Below are 24,425 nucleotides of genomic sequence, written 5' to 3'. Positions count from 1 at the left end.
ACCGGTGGCCCGAGCAACGGCGGCACCGAAGCCATGAACGGGTCACATCGAACTGCACCGCCGTATCACCCGCGGCTTCCGCAACCGCGACAACTACCGCCTCCGCATGTTCCTCATCGGCGGCGGACTAAACCTATGACCCACGCTCAACGGCGAAGAGCCATAATAGGAGTGGTTAACGTCCGTAACCGCGGCCGGTGCTCGCGTCCAGACCGCGGCTTCCGGGTAACCCTGGGCGTTCGCCCAAGTCGAGCCCAAGGGGCGGCTTGGGCGCTGAAGGCTCCCACGCACGAATCGGATCGCGGGTCGGGAGTTCAGGTGTGAGCGAATGATCCGGATGCCCGCCCATGTCGGAGATCGGCACCAGGTGGGCTGCGACGAGTTCACTGGTGCGGGTGGCGGCGACGAGTTCACCACGGGCCCGTTGAGCATCCTCGATGGCTCGCATGGTGCGTTGCATCTGCTTCATGACCGCGTACCAACCCCGGGTGGAGTTGGTCGACGAGGCCCGCAGCGCAAGGTTGAAATGCACCAGCGCGAGGCCGGCACTACTGGTGCGTGGTTGCAGGCTGCCGTGACCGTAGCTGCGGTGCCGTGGCTGCTGTGGCTCGAAGGAGACCCGTGCGGCTTCGTCGGAGACGGTGCCGAGCTGGGAACCCGTTTCGCGGTCGGGGTGATGAATCGCCGCCAACGCGAGCAGGCTCGCGGCCGTCGCCGCGTGCGATCGCCACTGGTCGACATCGTGCGGGTCGGTCTGCCGCACATCAGATTCCCAATCGGCCAAATGACGGTTTGCCTGCTCCAACTCCGCCGGCGCATCAACAGGTTCAGGATCGGTGACGGGAGCCTCGTCCCGCCACAGCGCCAACGCTTGTGCCCTCGATTCAGGGGTCTCGTTCATCTCCCACAACGACCGGCGCAACGAGGTGAGGGTGAGGTCAGGTGCGAGTTTCGAGGCCGCGATCCGGACCGAGTCCTGATCGGCGAAACGCACGCTGTACCCGGTGACCTTCTCCCGTCCACCGGGTGCCCACCGGGGCACGATCTCCAGGTCCTGGTTCGCGAGGTTGTTCAACCATTCGGCCTCGGTCCGAGAGCCCATCGCGATGCCACGAACGACTCGCTGCAAGTGCACCCGGTCCGGGTCGATCGGACCGCGCCCGGATAGTTCTCGTTCCTCCGCGCGACGCAACTCAGCCTGGGAGTAAGCGCTGAAACCGGGCTGCCGTTCACTCTCGACGGCAGGTTGCTCGTAGGTGGGGGAGAGGAAGGCGGAGAACTCCTGCTCAAGCTCTCGCCCGATGCGGTCGGCGGCGAGCTTGGACTTGTGTTCCGACGCCCAACTGCCGTCGTTGCGAACAAGGTTCACCATGACGTGAGCGTGATCGTTGCCCTTCGCGGACAGACCGTGACGAACCGCGACCCACGACGATCCGTGACCGTTCTCGTCGACGAACCCCATGCGCTTCACGTACTCGTGAGCAAGGGTGTGCCACTGCTCGTCGGACAGCGTCTCGTGGTCGGGAGGCAGTGCCATTGACGCATGGAACATGTGCGTCCGCCCCGTCGCTTCAACGCCGTCGCGGTGCAGCTGGGCGCGGCTGATTCCACCTTGGGAAGCCCCCGCTAGGGCCAGCTGCTCCACATAGTTCTCGCGCCACGCGCCCTCGACGACGCGCCCAAGAATGGTCGCCTCCTTGAGAGACAACTCGCCCGCCCATTCGAGCTCGAGGCCGGGCGAACCAGCCACCAAGTGGGGGTTGGAGTGCTCGTTCGCCTTGCCGGTCCCGTACAGGTAGCGGGTCAGGCCCGCCGCATCCGAGCCGGACTTCAAAACGCTGATCCTCACGCCTTGCGCTCCGACTCCGGCAACTGCTCGATGACCTTCGTGATCCGATCAGCAACTCGTGACAAGTGCTCTACGGTCGCGAGCAGTTCGGCTTCGGCCTCCAACCGATCCGTCGTGTTCGCGACCCGCGCGAGCTGATTCAAGTTGTTGGAGTCGATCGCGAGCAAACGGCGCACTCCGTACAGCTCGTCATGGATCCGAGCAAGCTTCGCCGACGCGACAACACCACCCGTCGTCAACGCGCGTTCATACAACCGCGGAACCGAAATGCCCTGCGCGGCAGCCAACGCTTGCACCCGAACCCACTCCTCCTCGGAATGGCGAATGACCGTGCGGAAGTCACGGGCACCCGCGGCAGAGTTCGACCGGCGACGACCCCGGAACAACTTGGCGGGACGCGACGACGGATCAGGCGACTCAGAGCCCTGGTCGGCCACGGCGATCCCTCCCGCCAAACTCGGCGACGAGCGGCTGCGCCGCCGTCGAAAACTACCGCTTGTGCTCGTCAGTCTCTCACAAGTCGATCCGCCAGGCGAAGCCCAAGGAGCGACTTACGGCACCTAAACCTCCGACTTGCTCCCGCCGAATGCGGTAGCGCTTCAGCTAATGCCCCTGCCGGGAGCCGAAGCCCCTAGGGGGCGGTCTGATGCGGCCCTCCTGTCGGTGGCCCGACCTACCATGAGTGCATGAGTGAGATCACCACCAAGGCACAAGAACTGCTCGAAGGGCGCCTCGACAGTGTGCGAAAGCTCGAGCAAGCCCACACAGAGGTGAGCCAAGCACGCGAACGTCTGGTCGTTGCAGAACGCGCGCAGGCTGAGGCGTGGAGCGTGGCAGCTGGGGCGGGCTGGACGCCGTCGGAACTAAAGCGTCTCGGATTCCCACGACCAGCGTCACGGCGCGGTGGCCGCCCACGTGGATCCCGAACCACTGCGCCTCAACCCGCCGACGGTAATCAGTGACCAATCAGGGCATCGTCCTAAGCCCGGACGCAACTCCCCGTGTCGCCTTCATCGGAGACCAAGAACAGTGCTCCAGCCTGCAGGGAATCTTCCCAACCGAGCGTCAGTACACGACCTTCGATGGCACATTTCACCCTGCGGACTACGACGCCTTCGTATCCGTAGGTCAATCTGAGCACCCCCCGATCGCCCGGGGCGTCCTCTTCGATCAACAATCTCTGTTCCTCGGACCCGGCCCTCACGCGATCAGACAGCATTCCTCCATGCCGGCGTCCGGCACGAAACTTATGGTCGCGAGCGACCTCGACGATGAGGTAGCGGAGTTGCTGAAGCGGACAGTAGTTCCGGGAGCTAACGAGCTGTTAGCTTCCGGGATGTTGCGGGGCTGGAGACTGAACCGCATCTACCGCCCACCCTTCCTCAAATCTCTCCTGTACACGTCGGATGGTGTGGATTTGGTCATGCACGGCACTTCGCGTGGCAGCAAAGCAGAAGAGCTGTGGTTCCTTCCGCCGTTTGTGACCGATCGCAGGGCTTGGCTGCTGCTGGCTTGGCGCCGCTGGGCGGAATCCGACGAGCGCCTGCCAGGTCCCCCGCTCGGATACGAACACGAGGCGTGGATGACGCCGACTGAACTCAGTGCGTGGAACGCACTCAAGCAGGTCAAGGTCGACCGCGAGCGAACGCTGCGCGAGCTACAGGAACGTGAGGACGATGCACAGAGAGACCATGACGCTGCCCAAATCGCAGCAGTGCAAGGAGCCCGCCGGCTGCTGACCGAGGAGGGTGGCGAACTGGTATCTGCGGTCATGGATGCGCTGCAGACGCTCGGCTTCGAGGCGACCGACGCAGATGCTGCTTTGAAGCGGGGGGAGATGCGCCGCCACGACATTGAGGTCCGGTCCCCAGATGCCGAGGGGGTGATCATCGCGGAGGTGAAGGGAACCAAGAAAGGGGCCGCTACAAGCTGGTTCCAACAGATAGGCAGCCACGAGAAGCACTACATGTCCCAACACGCTGGCGACCCGCCGGCCGGGAAGTGGCTCATCGTGAACCCAGAACGCGGGAAGGCTCCTGATGCGCGCGGCACCCCCTACACCAACAACAACGCTCAGGATCTGGCCGTCTTCGCCCAGGACGGGGGCCTCGTCGTCCCAACGAAGAGCCTGTTCTCGTTGATGCGTGACGTTCAGCTCGACGAGCTCGACGCCGCAGCCGCACGACGGCTACTTCTAGAGACGACTGGGCGCTTGGATTACCCCTCGCCAAACACGGACGATGCTGGCTGACACTTACGGCGAGCAGCCGTGCAGCAGACCGGACGGACCACGCTCATAGAGGCAACTCAACCTCATCGGCGCCAGCCAACGGCTGCCGAGGTGCAGTGGAGGTTGTGGCGGTTGCGTAGGCGCCGCGGCCGGCGATCGCGTCGTAGAGCACGCTGCGGGAGCATCCAAACTCACGGGCGATCTTCGCTTTCGGGACGCCGGCCGCCGCGGCGCGTCGCGCGTGCAGCACCTGGTCGTTGGTGAGGAGGCGGGCACGTCCCTTGTATGCGCCGCGCTTCTTCGCCAGTTCGATGCCTTCGCGTTGTCGCTCTCGGATCAACGACCGCTCAAGCTCGGCGACGGCCCCGATGAGCTGTCGTTGGAATGTGGCGAATGGGTCGTTCGAGCTCACCGCGAAGGTAAGACGTTCCTTGACGAACTCGACGGCCACGCCGGCGCTGGTGAGTTCGTCGACCAACTGCTCAAGGTCCACGAGCGATCGAGCGAGCCGGAGTTGGTCTTCGAACGCTATCGGGGCTGATCTGACCGAGGGCGCTGTGCCGCCTGCGACGGTTGTAGACCGTGTCGATCCAGGTACTGACTCCGGTGATGGCTTCGGCCCGGGTCGCGAACGAATACCTGTGGGACCATCCCCCTGCTGACGGGGCCGGGCGCGCGTCCCTGCACCTCTGGGGGTGCAGGGACGCACCCCTTTCGAAAGGCGAGCCTTCTACGCCGCGCGATAGCTGGTGGATGGGAGATCGGAATCTGGCGTGGGCCCAAGGGACCCTCGGAATCCTGCCCTCAATGCGCCAGCCACTGAGCGTGTTGCATGAACTCGCTCACGCCGCAGCGCCGCGACTTACGAACGCCCCTTCAGGCACATCCCGTCGGTTGCCCTACCTGGAACTGCACAATCACGACGCGGAGTGGGCTAGCTGCCGCCCCGGTTCAGCGACAGCACCCAGCATGTGCAGCTGGAACCGGGCGAACGAGTCCTCGACGATCGCGCCGTCGAAGATCAAGCGTTCCTTGACGAACTCCACCCGCGCGCCGCGCTGCATCAGCTCGTCGACAAGCTGCGCCAGGCCGATCAGAGACCGCGCCATCCGGGCCCATCGAAGCCACCCGGATCGTGTCGGCGGCGCGCACGTTCCGCAGCATCGCCTCCAGGCCCTTGCGGTCGGTCCGATCGCCGCCGCTGGTCTTATCGGTGAGCAGCCGCTCAACCTCACCTCTCCTGGAGACCAAGGCGATGACCCGGTCAGCGCCCGGACCGCCACCCAGTTGCAGGCTGCCCACCAACCACACGTCGGGGGCAGCCTGCAATCGAATCAGGAGATCTCGCCATAACGTTCGTAGTACCGCTCCTCAGCCCACCGCTTGAAGTCGGACACGATGTCGGTGCCCTTGCCGTGAGCATCTTCGACAACCCGGATGATCGTCTCGTAGCCTCGTCGGAGCTGCGGGTCCCTCTGCAGTCTGTCTTTGGGCGTCTTTAACAACTTGCCCTTGGGCGTTCGAACAGCTCGCTCCATCTGGACGTGCGTCAGAAGTTCGGTCTCGTATAGGCGAGTGGCGTTGAGGAGGAGGTTGCGCGTCCCCCAGTCCTTGGGAACGAGCACCAGCGGCTCGCCGTCCGCGGTCGGTAGATCCAGCGATTTCTGGACCCAGCTCAACGACGCCGGGTCCCACACTTGCCGCGCAAACGACCCGACCCCCGTTCCGCCGGCTAGCTGAGGGAAGTGGTCAACACAGTGCCTCGTGAAGTCGGCGAGTGCCTCGAAGATGATGCGCGTCGTGAGATCGCTCGTGATGTCGTTGTCGATTCCCGGAACAAACATCGGGATGTCCTCGATCTGGTGCAGGACACCAACCTGAACGAGCACGGCGGCGTCACCGTCGAGAGTGTCCCAAATGTCCTGACCAACTCCGTCAGCGCCACCGTGGCCGTTGAAACCACGCGAGGACATACCGAGGCGGGTCTCCCGTGGTTCCTCGAAGTGTTGGAGAAGATCCAGGCCCCGCGCACGGTGGGACGGACTGCTCGACACGACTGCGCTGGTGATCTCGTCGAAGTAACTCGACGTACAGGTGTTAGCCGCGCGTGCGAACGCGGCTGGGCCAAGGCCCATGCGGATTTTGAACGGATCGACGAACATCCGATTGTCGTCATCGATGTCGACGTTCAAGAACGGAACGTCGGCAGTGATCCCGTAGTACTGCGTGACAGTGCGCAAGGCGATCTGCCTCCCTCGTTTGAGTAGCGAGGTAGGGGGTCGTACGCTGTCGTTGTCTACTCGGCCGCGTGCGGCCCACACCGAGGCGGGCACCCATGGTGCCCGCCTCGACCTCATTTTTGGGTCGTTGTTCGATTCGCTGACGACTCCCCGGCCCGCGGTGCGACCGCGATACCTGAATGCCGCCTGTGTACAGGATACCACACCACGATCAAAACTACTGCGGTGTCACTCACTCACCGTGCCCACTGCTACAGTAGTAGTGTAAACAACTCCGGTGAAGGTGGCGCTATGACGGTCGAAGAGAACGGCTTCCTCGAGTATCTGCAGCTTCAGGGATCGGATCCTGATCTGGTTACGAAGTCCGACTTGCTCAACGAGGTGCGGCAAGTCGGGTACAGAATTGGTGAGCGACAGCTGTCCTTCTACGTCACAGAGGGGATACTTCCGAAGTCGATTCGAGTGGGCTCGCGTGCGGGGGCATACCCGCGGGTTGTCGTAGATCTGTTGAAGTGGGTGCTTCGCGCCCGGGAAGGCGGTCTCACCGTTGACGCGATTCGAGAGCTACTGCCCGTGTGGAAACTGCTCACGCGTGCTCGCCGCGAGCGGCGCCTCGACTTGGGCGAACTCGAGTACGTCGCGCGCCAGCGGGTCCTTTCCACCGAGGGATCGACGGCGATGCCGGTCGTCGTTTCGGATGTGCTGATGACCTGTCCAGAGTGCCACGGCTGCACGCCGGCCGACATCGTCGTCGTCATGAAGGACGGCGAGGAGAAGAACCTCGATGACATCAATACAACGCTCGGCTTCGCCATCGCTCGACAGGTCGAGGTGGAAACGCCCGGCAAGGACACCCCCGAGGTTCGAAGCGTCTGGCTGGCCCGAACGCGCATTACATTGGCCACTGGCGTTGATCAAGACCTGAGAACTGACCCCACGACAGTGATTCTCGGAGTGAGGCCCAACGAGGAGTTGCCGGCTGACTCCAGAGCGCTGAGCACCGTAGGATCTCGCGCCATCAACGTCGAAGATCCCCAGGTCAGCCACCTCGGCGCCCCCTGAGACCCGCGGTGCGCCTGACTCGACCGCCGTGACTGCCCCTGCGACTCGTGAGCGCAACGGCTGTCACACACAGAACTATTACATGGGATAATGCATGGAATCGCATGTAATAGGTGTACGGTGACCGACATGTCCACGCCGTCCCACTCGTCCCACCCGGGCACCGGCGAGAGTTCGACGGGGGTGGTGCGAGCATCCTCAGCGGCGACCGATGCGGTGCAGTTACTCGATGAGGTGCCGCTCACCGAGGCCGAGGCCGAGTACGTCGAGGCCGCCCGGGCGGCGAACACGCTGCGCGGGTACCGCTCGGACTGGACCGAATTCACCACCTGGTGCACCCAGCACGGGCGAGACCCGCTGCCCGCGGCCGCGTCGACGATCACCGGATACCTGTCCGACCTGGCCAAGGCCGGCGCGAAGGTCGGCACGATGAGCCGACGCCTGTCCGCACTGAAGTTCGTCCACCAGTTGCAGGACCTGCCCGACCCCACGGCGAACGCCCGGGTGGTCGCGGTCTGGGAAGGGATCCGCCGCACCCACGGCGCACCACCCGACCAAGCCGCCCCTCTCATGCCGCCCGAGTTGTTCGACGTCTTCGCCGCCTGCCCCACCACCAAGACCTGGAAGACCAAGAACCGGGCTCCCGAACCGGACCTGGCCGGGCACCGCGACAAGGCGCTGTTGTTGGTGGGGTTCGTCGGCGCCCTGCGCCGTAGCGAACTCGCGAGCATCCAGGTCGAGCACGTCGACGAGCACCCCAACGGTCTTGTCCTGTCCCTGTCCCGGTCCAAGACCAACCAGCACGGCACCGAAGCCGAACTCGTGGTCCTCCCCCGCTCCGGCAACCCCGACCGCTGCCCCGTCACCGCACTGCGCGCCTGGTTGGATCTGTCCGACATCAACGCCGGGCCGGTGTTCCAAGGTGTGACTAAAGGCAACAAGCCCACCGGCCGAGCCCTTAACCCCGGTTCGATCAATGCGCTGGTGCAGCACGCGATCGCCCGCGCCGGAATCGACCCACTCCCCTACTCCGCGCACTCCCTCCGCGCAGGGTTCATTACCTACGCCCACCTTCGAGGAGCCACCGACCGCGCGATCGCCCACCAGTCCCGGCACCGCTCCCTCGCCACCCTCGGCGGCTACGTCCGCATCCACAACGCTTGGACCGACAACGCCGCCACCAGCCTCGGCCTGTGATCGAGCTACACGCGCCACGAGCGCGCAGCTCGCGGCCGAACAGCACGAATTCACATACCATCAAGGCATGTCTACGGTGCCACCAGAACCCGACGACCAGGGAGCCTCGCAGATCGTGGAACCTGAGGGTCCGCCCACCGGCGTTGTGATCAAGCACAGTGCAGAAGATGACGACAATATGGTGGTCGTGGATGGCCAGTAGCGACAACCCGGGGCCTGCCTCTAAACCTCCCCCTCCACCGACCGAGTCGGTATTGAAGAAGTGGGCGAGCAAGCAGAAGCCACCGCGACCTACCCAGCCCCCGCCAAAGCGGTGACGCCCCCCAGCCAACCCGCGGCCGCGCCGCAGGGAGCCTCCGAGGGCAACGTGGAACAGGGCGTCGGTAGCGAACTGATCGAGCTCCTGACTGCCCAACTGACTCTCGAGGTCGAACGTCTTGATCGGCACCTTGGGCGACTGGCGACCTTTCAAACAGCCGTTCCTTTCACGATCACAGTGCTGGGCGCAGCGGCCGCAATCGGTAGATACGCCGCGCCGACGGCCCCCACCCCGTCAACCGCACCTTGTCCTTGGATCCTTCTCGTGGCCGCCCTGATCTCGCTGATCACCAGCTTCGCAATCTCTCTACGTGCCATCGACAAGTCGGGCGTGGCTGGCATGTCCAGCGAGCAGCTGAAGAAGTGGTTCCCCGACCACTGGACGACACCTTCTGTCGAGCTTCGCCGATACCGTTGTGAAAGCATCCTCAACGCGATCGTGGCTCAGGAAGGGGTCGCAGATCGGCTTCGCTCAGCGTGGAGATGGGCTGCTGGGGCCCACTTTCTCGGATCCGTTCTCTCAGTGGTGGGACTCCTAATTTTGTTGACCTCGTAACCGTCAGCGGCGCACCCGTTCAACGACATGACGACCTGTCGGGCCACGCGAACAAGTGTTCGCCAAATGGTCGAGTTGTTCGGCGGGTCCAGCCTCCGACGCGGCGGGAGCGGTGGGAGACTGTCGGGGTGACCACGCCGCTGACCCAGGAAGCCGATACGGGAGCGGCTAGGAAGGCTCGTGGGGCGTTCTTCACGCCTCGCGTTCTGTGTGACTGGGTCTCGCAGTGGGCGATCCGTTCCGTCGATGATGTCGTGCTCGAGCCGTCGTGTGGTGATGCCGAGTTCTTGCTGTCGGCGGGCCGGCGCTTGTCGGCCCTTGGAGGTTCGGGGGCACAGTTGCGTGGTGCCGAACTTCATCCCGCGTCGGCATGGGCCGCGGCGCACCGGCTGGAAGAGGCTGGGTTCGCAGCGGATATTCACGTTGGTGACTTCTTCGACTTGACGCCCACTCGGGACGTGTCTGCGGTTGTGGGTAACCCGCCCTACGTCCGCTATCAAGGCCATAGCGGTGAAGACCGGGTCAAGTCGCGTCGAGCGGCACTGTCTGCTGGTGTTCGGCTGACTGCTTTGGCGTCGTCCTGGGCGGCGTTCACGGTGCACTCCGCAGAGTTCCTGGCACCGGGCGGTCGGCTGGGCCTGGTTGTGCCGGCCGAGTTGCTGTCGACGAACTACGCCGCTGCTGTACGGCGGTACCTGCTGGAGAAGTTTTCTTCCGTCACGTTGGTGATGTTCGAGGAGCGGGTGTTCCCCGGGGTGGAGGTGGAGGCCGTGCTGCTCCTGGCGGACGGTTTCGGCCTGGGCCCAACGGATCACTTCACGGTCACTCAGGTGCGTGACGCAGCCGCCCTCGCCGGCGGTGGCGTTCAGAGCACGTGGGCCCCGGCGTCTTTGGACGAGAAGTGGACGCCTTCCCTGATTGCCGCGGACGCGCTCAGCACCTACCGGCGTGTGGTGTCGGATGCGCACTGGTCCCAGTTGTCTGACTGGGGTGAGACTTCGCTGGGTGCGGTCACCGGGCACAACAAGTGGTTCACCATGACCGCCGTTCAAGCGGCCGAGCTGGCCTTGGGTCGTGGTGACTTGGTCCGCATCTCTCCCACAGGGTCGCGGCACCTGCGGGGGCTCGAACTCACTGCGGCCGCCTTGAATGAACTCGATGCTGCCGGTCAGGGAACGTGGCTGTTCCGACCGCCAACGGATCCGTCGCCCGCAGCGTCGCGACGCATCAGCGCCGGCGAGGAGGACGGTGTCGACCAGCGGTACAAGTGCCGGGTCCGCAAGCCGTGGTGGCGTGTTCCGGTCCTCGCGCCCCCGGACCTCTTCTTGACGTACATGAACGCTGACACTCCACGCTTGGTCAGCAATAGCGCGCGTGTCCTGCACCTGAACTCCATCCACGGGATCTACGTCCGCAAGGGCCAGAAAGAACTGGCGCGAGAGCTGCTGCCCTTGGCGGCCATCAACTCCGTCACCATGCTTGCCGCCGAGACGGTCGGCCGCGCCTACGGTGGCGGCATGCTTAAGATCGAGCCTCGCGAGGCCGACTTGCTGCCGGTGCCAGCACCTGAGTTGCTGCGCGCCGCAGCCGATGAGCTCCGCGCGGTCAAACCGACATTGGGTCAGGCGCTACGGGGTGGCGATCTATTGGCCGTTGCCAAGCGCGTCGACGACATCCTGCTCGTTCAGCACCTGGGGCTGAAACGAGCCGACCTGGCACGGATCCGAGCGGCCCATGCCACGCTCAGCGACCGGCGCAAGGCGAGGTCGAAGGGATGACACGCGTTGACGACACTCTCGCTGCAGCGTTGAAGGGTCTTCCCCCTAAGCCTGCTGATGACGCCGGCCAGGCGGAGAAGAAACGGTACTCCGAGCTGATGTCGGCCGCCGTGGCGCAGGCGTTCGCCGCCGAGCTGCGGGCTCGGGGGATGGTGGAGGCTCGCCCGTCGCCGCCAGGAGTATCCGGAGCCAGCGGAGCTGAACGTCGCCTAGCTGGCGGACTTGGCGCCAAAAAGGTCGACGTGTCGTGGGCCACCGAAGAATCCGGGTTGATCGCCGCGATCACGGTCAAGACGATCAACTTCCGCGACAACAAATCCAGGTCCTTCCAGAAGAACCTCACCAACCGCCGAGCGGACCTGCTCAACGAAGCAGTCACGCTGCATCGCCGCTTCCCCTACGCCGTGCTCGGCGGGTTCTTCTTCATTGACGCCGACGCCGCGAACGACGGCACGACCCGCCGACAGTCGACCTTCCTGAACGCCTTCCCCCGGTTCCGGCTGTTCACCGGCCGAACCGACCCAGCAGGCCGCGACGAACAGTACGAACGCCTCTACCTCGTCCTCGTCAGCGCCAACCCGTTCAAACCCACTTGGCGCTGCTTTCACATGACCGACTCCAACAACGAAGTCACCCTCGACGACGCACTCACCGCCATGGTCGACCTCATCGTCGAACGCAACTTCGACACCTACGAAACCGACGGCAACGGCGGCGTACAGAAACTGGGATAATCCCCACGGGCCGGAGCATCGCATCCTTCAGCCCGCGTCCCACCAGGATCCGGCTGGGGTGTACCCCATCCGCGCTAGTCCGAGGAGGGAGGCCAGACTCTTGGGGGAGGTGACCCGTCGCCCCATGGCCCAATAGGCCATCCCTCGTTGAACTGCGCGTCGGAGAAGTCGACCTGGCAACCCTCGTTGAACTCCGCGCGGAAGAAGTTGACCTGGCAACCCTTGTTGAACTTCGCGGCGGAGAAGCGGACCTGGCAGCCCTCGTTGAATCTCACGTAGAAGAAGTCGACCTGGCAACCCTCGTTGAATCTCACGAAGAAGAAGTCGACCTGGCAACCCTCGTTGAACTCCGCGCCGGAGAAGTCGACCTGGCAACCCTCGTTGAACTTCGCGCCGGAGAAGTCGACCTGGCAACCCTCGTTGAACTCCGCGCCGGAGAAGCGGACCTGGCAGCCCTCGTTGAACTCCGCGCCGGAGAAGCGGACCTGGCAGCTTTCGTTGAACTTCGCGCTGGGGAAGCGGACCTGGCAACCCTCGTTGAACTCCGCGCCGAGGAAGTCGACCTGGCAACCCTCGTTGAACTCCGCGCCGAGGAAGTCGACCTGGCAACCCTCGTTGAACTCCGCGCCGGAGAAGTTGACCCGGCAGCCCTCGTTGAACCTCGCGCCGGAGAACGAGTGAGATCCTGTGAAGTGCGCCTCGGTGAAGTCGAAGGCTTTGTCCGACCATGAGGTGATGGCACCCTCTTGCAGGTGTTGGGTGATGACTCGGGTGATTGTTTCGCGCACTCGGGTGTCGGCAACAGCATCCTCGCTCTCGGAGGTGTGCCGCGGAGTGCGGATGTAAGCGCAGAGCACGTCAATACAGACCTGCGCCTCCCGGTGGTTGTCCAGAGTGATCCAGTCGTCGGCCAGGGCGGCCATGGCGTAAACGCCGGCGAGACGAACGGGCGCCGCGTCATCACCGAGCTGGGCGGCGATCGCGGTGTAACGGTCGCGCAGCCGGTCGATCTCTTCTCGCCCGGCTCGCTTTTGGTCCAGTGCGTAGGCGTCGGCCGCGATCTGCGCGGTTCGTGCGGTGAGCTCGACAGTCTTCTCGGTGGAGCGTTGGCGTCGGATGCCGACCACGATCGCGGCGGCTCCACCGACGAGCGCGGCGACGGGAACGGCGGTCCGGCTGAGTTCGTACAGTCCTGGATGGGTCTTCGCTGACCAAGGCCACCGCCGGGCCGTGTCGATCACCGCGAAGCCGTAGAAAGCCAGGGCGAACACCGCCAGGACCAGGAAGATCGCCCCCGCGATTTGAACCCAGAGACGATCCCACAGCCGAACCTTCGCGCCGCTTGGCTCAGTGGCATCAGACATGACGGTCAGTCTGCCGGGTGAGTCGCGACTGTGAACCGCCGTTGCCGATCTTGGTGATGCGGGTCTCGGGAGGCGCGGAGAACAGGGACCACAAGCGACTCGCGGTGTACCCCATACGCAGTGACAACCAGTCAGTTGTAGAGCCAAGGGCGACTGGATCCGCCGTGGTGACCCGTTGTGCCTGATCGGGGACTCCGGCACCGGCAAGTCCCACCTGCTCATCGCCCTGGGGACCGCGGCCGCCGAGCAGGGCTACCGGGTGCGGTACACGTTGGCCACCAAGCTCGTGAACGAGTTGGTGGAGGCCGCCGACGACAAGCAGCTCGCCAAGACCATCGCCCGCTACGGCCGCGTTGACCTGCTGATGATCGACGAGCTGGGCTACATGGAACTCGACCGCCGCGGTGCCGAGCTCCTCTTCCAGGTCCTGACCGAACGTGAGGAGAAGAAGTCGATCGCGATCGCGTCCAACCAGTCGTTCTCCGGGTGGACCGACACCTTCACCGACCCCCGCCTGTGCGCCGCGATCGTGGACCGCCTCACCTACAACGGCACCATCATCGAAACCGGCACCCACTCCTACCGCCTCGCCCACAGCCGCGCCCACGCGACTGGTTGACCACCTCCGCTATCATCTGATCATGCACTCAGATGAGAAGTTTGTTGGCTTGGATGGATGCTCAATTCAGTGCCTCCATCCAGAGAAGGTCCAGCTAGTGCTGGACGCAGCGCTGCCGGCGGACGATCTGGCGCGAGCGGCGAGCATGTTCAAGCTTCTCGGCGACCTGACGCGGTCGCGGCTGTTGTTCGCGCTTCTCGAGGCCGGTGAGCTGTGCGTGTGTGATCTGGCGGCGGCGACCGGCACGCAGGAGGCGACCGTGTCGCAGTCGCTGCGGATGCTGCGCGCCTCAGGTGTGGTCACTGGTCGCAGGCAGGGGCGGCTGGTCTTCTATCGGCTCGCGGACGCTCATGTGCGGATGCTGCTCGACCTGACCCGGGAGCACATCGCCCACGACGCAACTGGTGTTACCGACGGAGTTGCAACGGCAACCGAGGTGATCCGATGAGTGGCGGGCACAGTCACGGAAGCGCGGGCGGTGCGCACCGGTGGCGGCTGCGGTTGGCGTTCATCCTCGTCGCCGGCTACTTCGTCGTCGAGCTCGTCGCGGGTCTGTTGTCCGGGTCGCTGGCGTTGCTCTCCGATGCCGGGCACATGGCCGCCGATGTGGTCGCTCTGGGTGCGGCGTTGGTCGCCACTCGGATCGCGACGCGCCCGGACAGCACCGGTCGTCGCACGTTCGGGTCCTACCGCGCCGAGGTCTTCGCCTCCGGCCTCGCGGTGTTGCTGATGCTCGGGGTCTCGGTCTACATCGCGGTGGAGGCCATCGGCCGCATCGGCGACACGGCTGAGATCGCCTCCGGGCCGATGCTGATCGTCGGCGGCATCGGACTGCTGATCAACGTCATCGCCCTGTTGCTGCTGCGCGGAGGAGCAAGCGACAGCCTCAACGTCAAGGGCGCCTACCTCGAGGTCGTCGCGGACACCGTCGGATCCGTCGGTGTCATCGTCGCCGGAGTCATGGTGAGCGCGACCGGCAATGCGTGGTGGGACACCGGGATCGCGTTGGCCATCGCCATCTTCGTTGCCGTCCGTGCCGTCATCCTGGGCCGCGAGGTCCTCACCGTCCTGGGCCAGCACGCGCCGGCGGACATGGCACCGGACGACGTCGAGCAAGCACTGTCGGGCGTCCCGGGTGTCAGCAACGTGCACGACCTGCACGTGTGGACCCTGACCTCCGGGATGAACGTCGCCACCGCGCACCTGATGACCGATGAGGGCGCCGACGCGCACGCCGTCCTGGACAGTGCCCGCACCGTGATGCGCACCGACTTCGGCGTCGAGCACGCCACCCTCCAGGTCGAACCCAACACCCACACCGGATGCAAGGAGGTCACCTGGTGACCGCCTGGACGACCCTCGCCACCCCAGCCCGACGAGCGACCCTGATGCGCCGAGCCCAGCTGCTGGCCGCCGCGTCCGTCGCTTACAACACGGTTGAGGCCGTCATCGCCATCACCGCCGGGAGCATTGCCGGCTCCTCCGCGCTCGTCGGGTTCGGCCTGGACTCCCTCGTAGAGGTGTCCTCCGGTTTGGTGATCCTGTGGCAGTTCCGCCACCGGATGCCCGAAAGTCGGGAACGCACCTCGCAACGCCTCATCGCCATCTCGTTCTTCGCCCTCGCCGCCTACCTCACCGTTGAGGCCGGGCACGCCCTGATCAGCGGAGCCCAACCGGACAGCAGCCCCATCGGCATCGGCCTGGCCCTCGCCTCGCTGGCGGTGATGCCGTTCCTGAGCCTGTGGCAGCGCCGCACCGGCAAAGAGCTCGGCTCCGGCGCCGTCGAAGGGGACGGCACCCAAACCCTGCTGTGCACCTACCTGTCCGCGGTGCTGCTCGTCGGGCTGGTTCTCAACGCCACTCTCGGCTGGTTCTGGGCCGACCCAGTGGCCGCTCTCATCATTGCCGCCGTCGCCGCCCGCGAGGGCTGGGAGAACTGGCAAGGCGACGACTGCTGCACCCCGGCCGCCCTCTCCGCCGTCGCGGCCGGGACAGCCACAGTGGCCTCTCCCACGGATTGCGCGGCAGACGACTGCTGCACCCCAACAACAACCGACGTCGACCAAGAACTGGCAGATCAGGCTGCACCCATCCCGGTGACACCCATCCCGGTGACACGCACCCGGGGCGAGGACCGCTCGTGAGCCGCCGCATGCCCACCCAGATCCGGGCGGCGTTCGACGCGGAACTGCGGGCAGCGCACACGTCGGCGACCAGCGAGCAACGGTGGGCCGCACTGGAACGGGCACATATCCTCTCCCAGCCGTGGGCCTGGCCGCACACCCGCGCGCACGCCGTCATGCTGCGAGTCGCGTGGAGCGAGCACGACCGCCGCGAAGCCGCCGGTCAGGTCCTTCGGCTTCTCGTCGCCGCACCGGGATCCGTGCTGGGCCGCTACCCCGAAGGCAACACCGGCCGTGCCACCGTCCCGCTGACGAAGCGGATGCCTGTCCCGCAAGACCTCGCCGAACTCCTCGCCCACCGCTGACGCGACCCCCATCTCTCGACCGGCCGCGGAACCAGGCCGGGCTGCGGCCCGTTCGCCACAGCAAGCCCCCGCCCCTTCCCTTACACTGCCTTGGAGCTGACCTCCTGTGAAACCCGTGAAACGCAACGCCATCGTCTCCGGCGTCGTCATCGCCCTCTTCGTGGCCTTCATCGCCGGCGCCTTCGCGTTGGCCCCCAAGAAGGCCGACCCCGCCGACGCCGCGGCCGGTACCGGGGCGGGGACGGGCAAGCTCATCCGCGACGACAGCCACCGTCTCGGGGCCGCCGGAACGGGCAAGGTCGTGCTAGTCGAGTTCCTGGACTTCGAGTGCGAGTCCTGCCGTGCGGCGTACCCGGTCGTGGAGGAGCTGCGCACCGCGTACGCCGGCAAGGTCGACTTCGTCGTGCGCTACTTCCCGATCCCCAGCCACACGAACGCGATCAACTCCGCTCTCGCCGTCGAAGCCGCGGCCCAGCAGGGCAAGTTCGAGGACATGTACAAGCGCATGTACGACACCCAAGCCACGTGGGGTGAGCAGCAGGACTCCAAGGCGTCCGTGTTCCGGGGCTTCGCCCAGGAGCTGGGTCTGGACATGGCGGTCTACGACAAGGCCGTCGCGGCCAAGGCCACGAGGGAGCGGGTGGAGCGGGACCGGCAGGACGGCCTGGACCTGGGTGTGGAGGGGACCCCCACCTTCTTCCTCAACGGCAAGAAGCTTCAGCCGTCCTCGGTCCAAGACTTCCGCGACCAGATCGACGCCGCCGTCAATGGCTGAACCGGCACCCACCCGACCGGCAACTCCGCCACTAGCCCAACCTGCCGGAGTTGTGGGTCGGGGTACCGCATTGTCGTTGACACTCGCCGGACTGACCGGTGTGATCGCAGCGGCCGTGCTGCTCGTCGAGAAGTTCGCCCTGCTCACGGACCCGACCTACGTCCCCTCGTGCAGCATCAACCCGGTGCTGTCCTGCGGGTCAGTCATGAACACCGACCAGGCTGCTGCGTTCGGGTTCCCCAATCCCATTCTCGGCGTTGCCGGCTTCACAGCCTTGCTCACCATTGGCGTGGTCCTGCTGACCCGGGCGACGTTCCCGGGGTGGTTCTGGTGGGGCATCCAGGCCGGCACCACGTTCGGGGTCGTGTTCGTGCACTGGCTGATCTTCCAGAGTTTGTACAGAATCGGAGCGCTGTGCCCCTACTGCATGATCGTCTGGGTCGCGGCCATCACCGCGTTCGTGACCGCCACCGCCCAGAACGTGAGAACCGGACAGATCCCGCTGCCATCGAGGCTGCGCGCGATCGCGTCCTACGGTCCCAGCGTGATCACCGTGTGGCTGGTGGCCATCGCCGCTCTCATCGCCGTCCGGTTCTGGGACTACTGGTCGACTCTGGTTACCTGACCACGGCCGCCTTCCAGCCAGTGGCGTGTTCCGCCCGCTTCGGCGTCGCGTCAGGCGGACCGGGGGGCGTACATGATGACGGCGACACCCACCAGGCAAATGATCGCGCCGGTGATGTCATAGCGGTCGGGTGTGAACCCGTCCGCGACCATGCCCCACGCCAGGGATCCGGCGACGAACACGCCACCGGCGACGCCATCCCTCTTTGCGCCAGCTACGGCCTGCCTTCCCACAAGGACCTTGCGTGACTAGCTCCACAATCGACTTGACCCCTGCCCGTGTCGAAGCGCTCACCCGTCGGGGGCTGCGCTTGGCGCAGTTCACGGTCGCCTACAACGTCATCGAAGGAATCCTTGCCGTCACCGTCGGCCTCATGGCCGGATTGGTCTCCCTCGTCGGGTTCGGCCTCGACAGTGGAATCGAGTCCGCAGCCGCAGTCCTCGTCGGTCTGCGCCTCGCGTCGCGCTTGCGCCACGGCGACGTCGACGAGGCCAAGGAACGCCGAACCCTCAAAGCCGTGGCGGTCACGTTCTACGTGCTGGCCGCGTACGTCACCTTTGAGGGGGTCCGAAGCCTGCTCGGTGGTGAGGCCCCAGAGACCTCATGGATCGGCATCGGGCTGCTCATCGCGTCCGTCATCATCATGCCGGTCCTGGCGCGCGAGAAGACGAAGGTCGCCGCGCAGCTTGGCGGGGACCGGCTCATCCTTGCGGACGCTGCCGAGACCCGGATTTGCGTCCTTCTCAGCATCTCAACCCTCCTCGGGGTGGGTCTCTATGCGCTGACCGGCGCCGCATGGCTCGACCCCCTCGCCGGATTCGTCATCGCAGCCTTCGCGATCCACGAGGGTCGCGAGGCATGGGAGGGCGAGCTCGTGGAAGACGACGACTGAACCTCCAACAACTTCTCACGGCCTCGGACCGCGCATCCACGCACCACAAGTGGGGCCAGATCAGACCGTCATCGTGGGGCCAGTTCTACTTGACACACTCAAATGAGGAGGGGCGTGGGATGGGGACGTTCATGGAGAAGGTTTGGGCTGTCGAGCATGCCGGTTTCACACCTATGGTGGAGCGCATGGGGCAGGCACAGCAGGACCGGTTGACGCTGGCGCACGCGCTGGTTGGGCAGGCGATGGTCGAAACGGGGCGTCGGTCGTCGAGCTTCGCGGCCTCGAACGCTGCGCTGCGGTGCGTCGAGATCCGCAACCGGCTTGAAGAATACGGTGCCGAACCAGACCAGGACCTGGGCGCGGGAATCGAAGGACTGACGGCGATAGAACTCTCGCCGGACGGCACTGCATCGTCCACCCCTGGTGACTTGCTCGATCGGGCATTGACGGTGCTGGAAGAAATCCCGGCTGCGGAGGTTCCGGTTGGCCTTGATGGGGTGTGGGGCATGATCGCCGGCACGATCGCTGTTCTTAATGACGCGGAAACGGCGAATCGTGGCAACCACAGCTGATGAGCTCCTGACGCAGGCCCGCCAGGAGCTGCGACTCGCGGCCCGGTCGCTGCCTACCCGTGGTCCTCTATCGGGACGGCCCGCGGCCGTCAGGGATGCGGCAGTATCCGTCGTCGCGGCATGGCCACAGCTGGCGCAAGCGCAGCAGTACGCGCTCGGCGTGCTCACCAAGCCAGTCGGTCAGGAACGGCACCTCGACAGAGCTGGGCCGGTGATGGACCGGCTGGCAAAGATCGCAGCATGGGAGCCGATCGAGGTCGAACCCGAACCGCGTCTGATCCGAGCAGCCGAGTTCACCCGCGCAGCCGGCGACGCGCTCCAACTCACCTCCCCACCTGCCGGCTATTCCTATGAGCGTGGCGGGTCGATCGATTCGGTCCTGTCATCTGTCGATGGGATCGCTCAGATCACCACCGCTTACCTGGAGCAGGCTCAACGCAACGACGCGGCAGCACCCATCCCAGGCCGGACCGCCGGCCTCTTCTTGGAACTGTCGGCTGCGGCTCACGGTGCCCTGGAGATCGAGGACCCGACCCGGCGCGTGAGCCCGACCGGATCGGTTCCGATCATCGCGACGACGGACGTCGGCTTAGAGGCCGGCCTGGAACGCTGGCGGCATGCCGTCCTACAGATCGCTCAGCCCTCGATCACTCCATCGACAGATCTTCCGGTGGTCGCTGGCGGGTTGTGGCAGCTGTACGCAGCAGCGCACCACGTCGGGGTGCCGGGTGCAGACGATGCAGCCAACGCCTGGCGGGACGTCGCCGTGACCGGCTGGGGCCGCGCGCTGCGAGTTCCTGGGCCGCTCGCTCCTGACCTGCGGGCCGCGAACAGCTACCTGATCGAAACTCTCTCGTCTACGGCGCAGACCAACCCCGGGCAGGCAGCCGAAGCCCTGTCCTACTTTATTGGCCATCAGGCTGAGGTCCTGCACGACGCATATGAGCAGCAGGTGCAGACAATCGTGGCCTCCGAGCAGGCAGTGGTATCCGCACGCCTACTGGCCTCAGTGACCCCGACCCCCCGCTCCCCCGAACTGATGAATGCCGCACACCGCGGGCGTTGGGTGGCACTCCCATCCGAGTCACCGCTCGCTGTGTCCTTGACCGACAACGTTCACTCAGCGGTCCAGGTCTCGAATCACGCAGCCCTGATCGTCCGAACCCGCGAGATGCACGACCACAGCTTCCCCTCCGGCCGGTTTGCCCCTGGTCGTGGCCGCAGCACCGATACATCACACGGAACCTCCGCGGCCCGGTGGATGCAGCGGCAGCCCGATGTAGGTCGCGATCGGTAGAGGAAGGTCGGAGTTCCAGTTCGGTGCTGCGGGCGCGGTTTCCGGCCGGCTTACCGATGCAGGGTGCAGGGGGCGTCCTACATCGGACTTCGAGCGTCCACGTCGCACTGACAGCCCAGGAGTTGAGCGACGCGGTGATACGCATCAGGTTGCGCGCTCCAGACCCAGTGCGTGCGTACCCGGGTGCGGGTCACGAGGCCGGCGGCCAGCAGGTCTTCAAGCCACGAGTTGGGTTGAGTCTTCGACGCACCCTTGATCTCACTGGTCGCGATCGGGCCGTGCTCGACGATGATCTGGAAGGTCCGCACTCGTTGTGGAGTTCGTAGCGCAGAGAAGATCGTGGCCAGCGCGACCCGATCGGCGGCCGGGTCGGTGAGCGGACGTGCCGCATAGATTGCTCCAGGCTTATCCATTGCTGTCACCCTCCCCCGTTTCCGGAGCGAATCCCTCGGCCGGCAGCTCGTCTTTGTGGGAAAACCTCACATCAGGAATCCGACGTTTGTGTTGACAGACGCAGTGTCTCAGCGGGTAGGTGCGGCCGGCTTTCGTGTCGATGCAGTCGGCGGCCTCGTGGGTGTCCGTGCATCCCTCGCAGATCATCAGTTTCGTTCCTTTTCGGTGGTGGGTGGTACCCCTGGGTTAGACGTATGTCATGTATGGGCCTAGATGTCGAGGTTTCCGCCGTTCCGGCTAGCGGCCGTGTTGATGGCGTGCAGGACCGCCTGCGTGACGAAAGTCCCTCGCCCCTCCCGGTGCCCGGAGATCTCATCGGCTCGCATCGCTTGCTCGAGCGCGATCTTCGCTCCTTCGGGGATTGTGAACTTTCGGGGCCGTGAACCAGAGGTGGTCGCCGGCGGCAGGGTCATCTTTTCGCGTTCCTGGGCGCGCCGGCTCGGTGACAATCGGGCCCACATCTGGACGGCGACGGTCACCCAACCGGTGAACGCGGTCGGTGTGGCGTTCGGGTCGTTGACGCGGTCGACCAGGTGCGCGGCCTTGGCACGGGTCATGGTCTCGTCGCTCCACCGGGTACTGAAGGTCAGTCCGCCGGCGGCCGCGGCCGGTGCACCGCCACCAGCCGCGGTGGCGCGCTTGCGCGGTGCAGTCGGTGTCGGTGCCAGCGCGGTGTCGTCTTCGAGGCCGCTGTGCTTGACGTCGCTGAAGGTGCGCGGTGCACGACGATTCATGAGGTGGCTCCTTTGCGGATGATCGCTCCGATGGCGTCGATGTAGTCGGCACTGGCTCGGGCGGTGGGTGCGTAGATGGTCACGGGTCGCCCGGGACGGCGCGGGGATCGGTACGCCTCGCGGACCTTGGTGTCTTCACGGATCGGGTTGGTGAGTCGATCGCCGTACTTGCCCTGCAGTTCGGCGAGGATCTCGCGACCCATCACTCCCCCGGTGCGGAACCGTGTGGGCACGATCCAGTCGATGCGGGCCCCGGGCCGCATTCTCTTGGCGACCTTGGCGCGTAGAACTTCTTCGAGGCGGTCGACCTGCTCCAGGGCCTCGCGTTCCATGCTGACCGGTGAGATCACGACGTCCGCAGCGACGAGGGCAGTGATCGTGACTCCCTCGAGGGAGGGCGGGGTGTCGATCACGACGTCGGTCCACGGGTCAATCGCTCCGGGACCGTGCAGGTAGTCGCGCAGCCCGGTTGCCAGATCGGGCACGTCCTGCACGGTGAGTCCACTGAGCTTGTGCGTGCCCACCACGATGCTGGTTCCGGGGATGGTCGGTGAGTCAGTCGCTGCATCCTGCAGCGTTGCTTCGGCTTCCAGGAGCTCGGCTGTGTGCCCGTAGATCGGGGTGTCGTCGACGACACCCACCCAGCTGGTGAAGTTTCCCTGCTGGTCCAGGTCCAGTCCGATGGGTTTCCTGCCTGCCCGGGCAAGGCCGGCCAACAGCTCGCCCGCGACGCTGGATTTGCCCACGCCCCCCTTGCCGCCGGCAACGGTGTAGATCGTCATTTCGGCTCCTCCTGCTAGGTGTATTTAGTGTATGTCATGTATGCCATGTATGTCTTCGGGGTGTGCGCTCAAAGTCTCTGGGTTTCGAGCCCATAGACTGGGGGCACCTTTTGGTTTGGTACCCCGAAGGTTGAGTGGCCCCGCAACCCTTGCGGGGCCACTCGCATGAGTTCACCTCTGCGCGGCGCTCTGCGGTGCCGAGATCCCGAGTCCGCATTGTCCGCAGCACGCCAGCGCTTGGCCGGTCAGACGAGGGCTGACCCACCCGCACCATTCGCAGACGGCAAGGTGATCCCCGCGGATAGTGATGATCCGCACGGTAAAGCCGGCTCGAAGTGATGAGTTGGCCTTGGATCGTTGAGTGTTCGTTCGGTTCATGGCTGACGTCCTTTCGGTGGTGGGTGGTACCCCGTGTGTTACTGTATTCAGTGTGTGGCATGTATGGTCTGTATGGTAGTTGTTGACGCGTTCTCTCACATGTTGGACGGTGAGTTATCGAGCGCGACCCAGCCCGGCCGCACCGGCCCTTCACCTGGCCCACGAAATCGCTACGGGTGTGGTTCCGGTGGGACCGCGGAGCAGGTCGCGCGGCCCCACCGGGCGCTCACTGTGCGGCGGGTCGGTGGTCGGTGACCTTGTGCCACGGGTAGCGGTTCGTCCAGCTGTACTCGGTCTGAACGGCAACCGTCTTGTGGTTGGACCGTGCGACGGTCCACCACCACCCGTTGATCTTCACCTTGTCCCCCGGCTTCACCGTGGCTGCGCTGAAGTCGCCGGCCTTCCCGCTCTCGATGTGCTGCTGCCGCACTTCCTGCCAGTACGCCAGCTCGGTGCGTGTGTGGGCGATGAGCTCGCTCAGCTGCTCTTCACGGGCGGTGCTTACCTCTCCCCCGCGCCGCTGGTGACGGCTCATCGCCCGTTCCAACCGGCGTAGCTCGGCCCCGAGGCGGTCGATCCGGTTTCCGACGGTGACCGGGTTGTGGCGGGCACCCGTGGCGGCTGCGGCCTCGCCTGCTCGCCGGCTCAGTTCTTCGGCGTATTCGCTTTCTCGGACCGCTTTGTCCATGCCTCGGTGCATGCGGCCCTGGTCGCGCCGCGCGCGGGCTTCGGAGTGGTGTCCGACGAGGATCGGTTGACCGAAGGGGATCTGGTCCGCGATCTGCCGGACACCGTCGTACGCCTGCTGCGCTACGTCCTGGTGTTTCGCTGCCCTGGCATTCAATGCCTCTGCCCGCTCCTGGCTGCGCGCCTGGCGGGCTGCCTCGGCGGCGGCCTGGTCTCGTGGGGCTGCGTCGATGTCCTGCTCGACCGTGAAACCGGCTGCTGCCAGCGCGGCGGCGGTGGCAGCGATCAGCCCGTGTTTCGGGGCGCGGTCCCGACTGTGGGGCACGTACCAACTAGCGATCGACCTCCCCCAGCGCCAGCCGTTGACCTTCAGGATCTCCGCTGAACCGTCGCCGCGAGACGTTCCCTCGATCAGGGTTCCTTCGGCCGATGTGTGGGTGATGGTGAGTTCCGTCATGGCTGACGTCCTTTCGGTGGTGGGTGGTACCCCGTGTGTTGATGTATTCAGTGTATGGCATGTATGGCATGTATGGTAAATGTTCGTTGTTTTCTCTCACATGCTGGACGGCGAGTTATCGAGCGCGACCCCGCCCGGCCACACCCCTCCTCCAAGCAAGGGGCCGCGAAGCGGCCTCCTGGGTTGCGCGAAGCGCAACCGAACCCAACCCACCAACCACCCGCACCCGACGACACAGACTCCACCCGGCACAAACCCAGTCCCGGCCGGCCTCGCGGCCCGGAGCGCTAGCGGAGGGACGCGAGGCCGGCCCTTCACCTGGCCCACCAATCGCACCT

25 protein-coding genes and 2 pseudogenes are annotated in these 24,425 nt (G+C 65.3%); 16 read left to right on the top strand and 11 right to left on the bottom strand.

All coding sequences use genetic code 11. The features are described 5' to 3' along the window. Positions 1 to 175: 175 nt before the first annotated feature. Positions 176 to 1,849: a relaxase/mobilization nuclease domain-containing protein gene (locus tag ACYU8W_RS12140; RefSeq protein ID WP_499469394.1), complete on the bottom strand. Its 1,674-nt coding sequence runs from the start codon at positions 1,847 to 1,849 to the stop codon at positions 176 to 178. After that, on the bottom strand, positions 1,846 to 2,286 hold the full coding sequence (gene mobC, locus ACYU8W_RS12135; RefSeq protein ID WP_499469392.1) for a plasmid mobilization relaxosome protein MobC: 441 nt from the start codon (positions 2,284 to 2,286) through the stop codon (positions 1,846 to 1,848). The genes ACYU8W_RS12140 and mobC overlap by 4 nt, the downstream gene beginning before the upstream one ends. Before the next feature lie 521 nt (positions 2,287 to 2,807). On the opposite strand from mobC, the gene ACYU8W_RS12130 reads away from it, so the two are divergent. Further along, positions 2,808 to 4,100, top strand: coding sequence for a hypothetical protein (locus ACYU8W_RS12130; protein WP_499469391.1), 1,293 nt, complete (start codon positions 2,808 to 2,810; stop codon positions 4,098 to 4,100). Between the two features lie 43 nt (positions 4,101 to 4,143). Here ACYU8W_RS12130 and ACYU8W_RS12125 read toward each other — a convergent pair whose 3' ends face one another. From ACYU8W_RS12125 to ACYU8W_RS12115, 3 genes are all read right to left on the bottom strand, one after another. Beyond that, the gene (locus tag ACYU8W_RS12125) at positions 4,144 to 4,788 is read right to left on the bottom strand and encodes a recombinase family protein (RefSeq protein ID WP_499469389.1); all 645 of its coding nucleotides are present in this window, start codon (positions 4,786 to 4,788) and stop codon (positions 4,144 to 4,146) included. 208 nt (positions 4,789 to 4,996) lie between these two features. Further along, on the bottom strand, positions 4,997 to 5,188 hold the full coding sequence (locus ACYU8W_RS12120; RefSeq protein ID WP_499469388.1) for a recombinase family protein: 192 nt from the start codon (positions 5,186 to 5,188) through the stop codon (positions 4,997 to 4,999). Positions 5,189 to 5,413: 225 nt separating this feature from the next. Continuing rightward, positions 5,414 to 6,319 carry a DUF8370 family protein gene (locus tag ACYU8W_RS12115; protein WP_499469386.1) on the bottom strand — a complete coding sequence of 302 codons (906 nt, stop codon included), beginning with the start codon at positions 6,317 to 6,319 and terminating at the stop codon, positions 5,414 to 5,416. Between the two features lie 291 nt (positions 6,320 to 6,610). Here ACYU8W_RS12115 and ACYU8W_RS12110 point away from each other — a divergent pair, with 291 nt between their 5' ends. From ACYU8W_RS12110 to ACYU8W_RS12090, 5 genes are all read left to right on the top strand, one after another. Continuing rightward, positions 6,611 to 7,381 carry a MerR family transcriptional regulator gene (locus tag ACYU8W_RS12110; RefSeq protein WP_499469384.1) on the top strand — a complete coding sequence of 257 codons (771 nt, stop codon included), beginning with the start codon at positions 6,611 to 6,613 and terminating at the stop codon, positions 7,379 to 7,381. Between the two features lie 129 nt (positions 7,382 to 7,510). Further along, a complete protein-coding gene (locus ACYU8W_RS12105; protein WP_499469382.1) occupies positions 7,511 to 8,578 on the top strand; it encodes a site-specific integrase in 1,068 nt (355 codons plus the stop codon). Between the two features lie 262 nt (positions 8,579 to 8,840). Continuing rightward, positions 8,841 to 9,452, top strand: coding sequence for a hypothetical protein (locus ACYU8W_RS12100; RefSeq protein ID WP_499469380.1), 612 nt, complete (start codon positions 8,841 to 8,843; stop codon positions 9,450 to 9,452). Between the two features lie 128 nt (positions 9,453 to 9,580). Beyond that, positions 9,581 to 11,230 (top strand): HsdM family class I SAM-dependent methyltransferase, encoded by a 1,650-nt coding sequence (locus ACYU8W_RS12095; RefSeq protein ID WP_499469378.1) that lies wholly within the window; start codon positions 9,581 to 9,583, stop codon positions 11,228 to 11,230. Next, positions 11,227 to 11,964, top strand: a complete 738-nt coding sequence (locus ACYU8W_RS12090) for a hypothetical protein (protein ID WP_499469376.1) — start codon at positions 11,227 to 11,229, stop codon at positions 11,962 to 11,964. The genes ACYU8W_RS12095 and ACYU8W_RS12090 overlap by 4 nt, the downstream gene beginning before the upstream one ends. 74 nt (positions 11,965 to 12,038) lie before the next feature. Here ACYU8W_RS12090 and ACYU8W_RS12085 read toward each other — a convergent pair whose 3' ends face one another. Next, entirely contained in the window at positions 12,039 to 13,328 is a 1,290-nt protein-coding gene (locus ACYU8W_RS12085) for a pentapeptide repeat-containing protein (protein WP_499469374.1), read from the bottom strand. A 142-nt stretch (positions 13,329 to 13,470) separates the two neighbouring features. On the opposite strand from ACYU8W_RS12085, the pseudogene ACYU8W_RS12080 reads away from it, so the two are divergent. From ACYU8W_RS12080 to ACYU8W_RS12050, 7 genes and pseudogenes are all read left to right on the top strand, one after another. Further along, a pseudogene (locus ACYU8W_RS12080) lies at positions 13,471 to 13,947 on the top strand (ATP-binding protein); the annotation flags it as partial. Positions 13,948 to 13,969: 22 nt separating this feature from the next. Further along, positions 13,970 to 14,395, top strand: a complete 426-nt coding sequence (locus ACYU8W_RS12075; RefSeq protein ID WP_499469372.1) for an ArsR/SmtB family transcription factor — start codon at positions 13,970 to 13,972, stop codon at positions 14,393 to 14,395. Further along, the gene (locus ACYU8W_RS12070; protein WP_499469370.1) at positions 14,392 to 15,291 is read left to right on the top strand and encodes a cation diffusion facilitator family transporter; all 900 of its coding nucleotides are present in this window, start codon (positions 14,392 to 14,394) and stop codon (positions 15,289 to 15,291) included. Before ACYU8W_RS12075 ends, ACYU8W_RS12070 begins: the two co-directional genes overlap by 4 nt. Further along, complete coding sequence (locus tag ACYU8W_RS12065) at positions 15,288 to 16,091, top strand: cation diffusion facilitator family transporter (protein ID WP_499469368.1); 804 nt, start codon at positions 15,288 to 15,290, stop codon at positions 16,089 to 16,091. Before ACYU8W_RS12070 ends, ACYU8W_RS12065 begins: the two co-directional genes overlap by 4 nt. Then, positions 16,088 to 16,435, top strand: coding sequence for a DUF3703 domain-containing protein (locus ACYU8W_RS12060; RefSeq protein ID WP_499469366.1), 348 nt, complete (start codon positions 16,088 to 16,090; stop codon positions 16,433 to 16,435). Before ACYU8W_RS12065 ends, ACYU8W_RS12060 begins: the two co-directional genes overlap by 4 nt. Positions 16,436 to 16,541: 106 nt before the next feature. Further along, positions 16,542 to 17,210 carry a DsbA family protein gene (locus ACYU8W_RS12055; protein ID WP_499469364.1) on the top strand — a complete coding sequence of 223 codons (669 nt, stop codon included), beginning with the start codon at positions 16,542 to 16,544 and terminating at the stop codon, positions 17,208 to 17,210. Beyond that, positions 17,203 to 17,835, top strand: a complete 633-nt coding sequence (locus ACYU8W_RS12050; protein WP_499469362.1) for a vitamin K epoxide reductase family protein — start codon at positions 17,203 to 17,205, stop codon at positions 17,833 to 17,835. The genes ACYU8W_RS12055 and ACYU8W_RS12050 overlap by 8 nt, the downstream gene beginning before the upstream one ends. A gap of 50 nt (positions 17,836 to 17,885) precedes the next feature. Here ACYU8W_RS12050 and ACYU8W_RS12045 read toward each other — a convergent pair. Next, a pseudogene (locus ACYU8W_RS12045) lies at positions 17,886 to 18,023 on the bottom strand (YnfA family protein); the annotation flags it as partial. A 56-nt stretch (positions 18,024 to 18,079) separates the two neighbouring features. Between ACYU8W_RS12045 and ACYU8W_RS12040 the strand changes: the two are divergent. From ACYU8W_RS12040 to ACYU8W_RS12030, 3 genes are all read left to right on the top strand, one after another. After that, positions 18,080 to 18,727 (top strand): cation efflux transmembrane domain-containing protein, encoded by a 648-nt coding sequence (locus tag ACYU8W_RS12040; protein WP_499469361.1) that lies wholly within the window; start codon positions 18,080 to 18,082, stop codon positions 18,725 to 18,727. A 131-nt stretch (positions 18,728 to 18,858) separates the two neighbouring features. Beyond that, the gene (locus ACYU8W_RS12035; protein ID WP_499469359.1) at positions 18,859 to 19,299 is read left to right on the top strand and encodes a hypothetical protein; all 441 of its coding nucleotides are present in this window, start codon (positions 18,859 to 18,861) and stop codon (positions 19,297 to 19,299) included. 214 nt (positions 19,300 to 19,513) lie between these two features. After that, positions 19,514 to 20,596: a hypothetical protein gene (locus ACYU8W_RS12030; RefSeq protein ID WP_499469357.1), complete on the top strand. Its 1,083-nt coding sequence runs from the start codon at positions 19,514 to 19,516 to the stop codon at positions 20,594 to 20,596. Between the two features lie 77 nt (positions 20,597 to 20,673). Here the strand turns inward: ACYU8W_RS12030 and ACYU8W_RS12025 are convergent, their stop codons facing one another. The 4 genes from ACYU8W_RS12025 to ACYU8W_RS12010 form a co-directional block, all read right to left on the bottom strand. Further along, entirely contained in the window at positions 20,674 to 21,009 is a 336-nt protein-coding gene (locus ACYU8W_RS12025) for a hypothetical protein (RefSeq protein ID WP_499469355.1), read from the bottom strand. 249 nt (positions 21,010 to 21,258) lie between these two features. Continuing rightward, positions 21,259 to 21,783 (bottom strand): hypothetical protein, encoded by a 525-nt coding sequence (locus ACYU8W_RS12020; RefSeq protein ID WP_499469353.1) that lies wholly within the window; start codon positions 21,781 to 21,783, stop codon positions 21,259 to 21,261. Then, entirely contained in the window at positions 21,780 to 22,565 is a 786-nt protein-coding gene (locus ACYU8W_RS12015; RefSeq protein ID WP_499469352.1) for a ParA family protein, read from the bottom strand. The genes ACYU8W_RS12020 and ACYU8W_RS12015 overlap by 4 nt, the downstream gene beginning before the upstream one ends. Positions 22,566 to 23,169: 604 nt before the next feature. Continuing rightward, positions 23,170 to 24,087 (bottom strand): DUF3560 domain-containing protein, encoded by a 918-nt coding sequence (locus tag ACYU8W_RS12010; RefSeq protein ID WP_499469350.1) that lies wholly within the window; start codon positions 24,085 to 24,087, stop codon positions 23,170 to 23,172. Positions 24,088 to 24,425: the final 338 nt, after the last annotated feature.

The organism is Yimella radicis, assembly GCF_054778255.1.
Note: the sequence above shows the minus strand (reverse complement) of the source record. Positions and strands in the feature narration are given on the sequence as shown.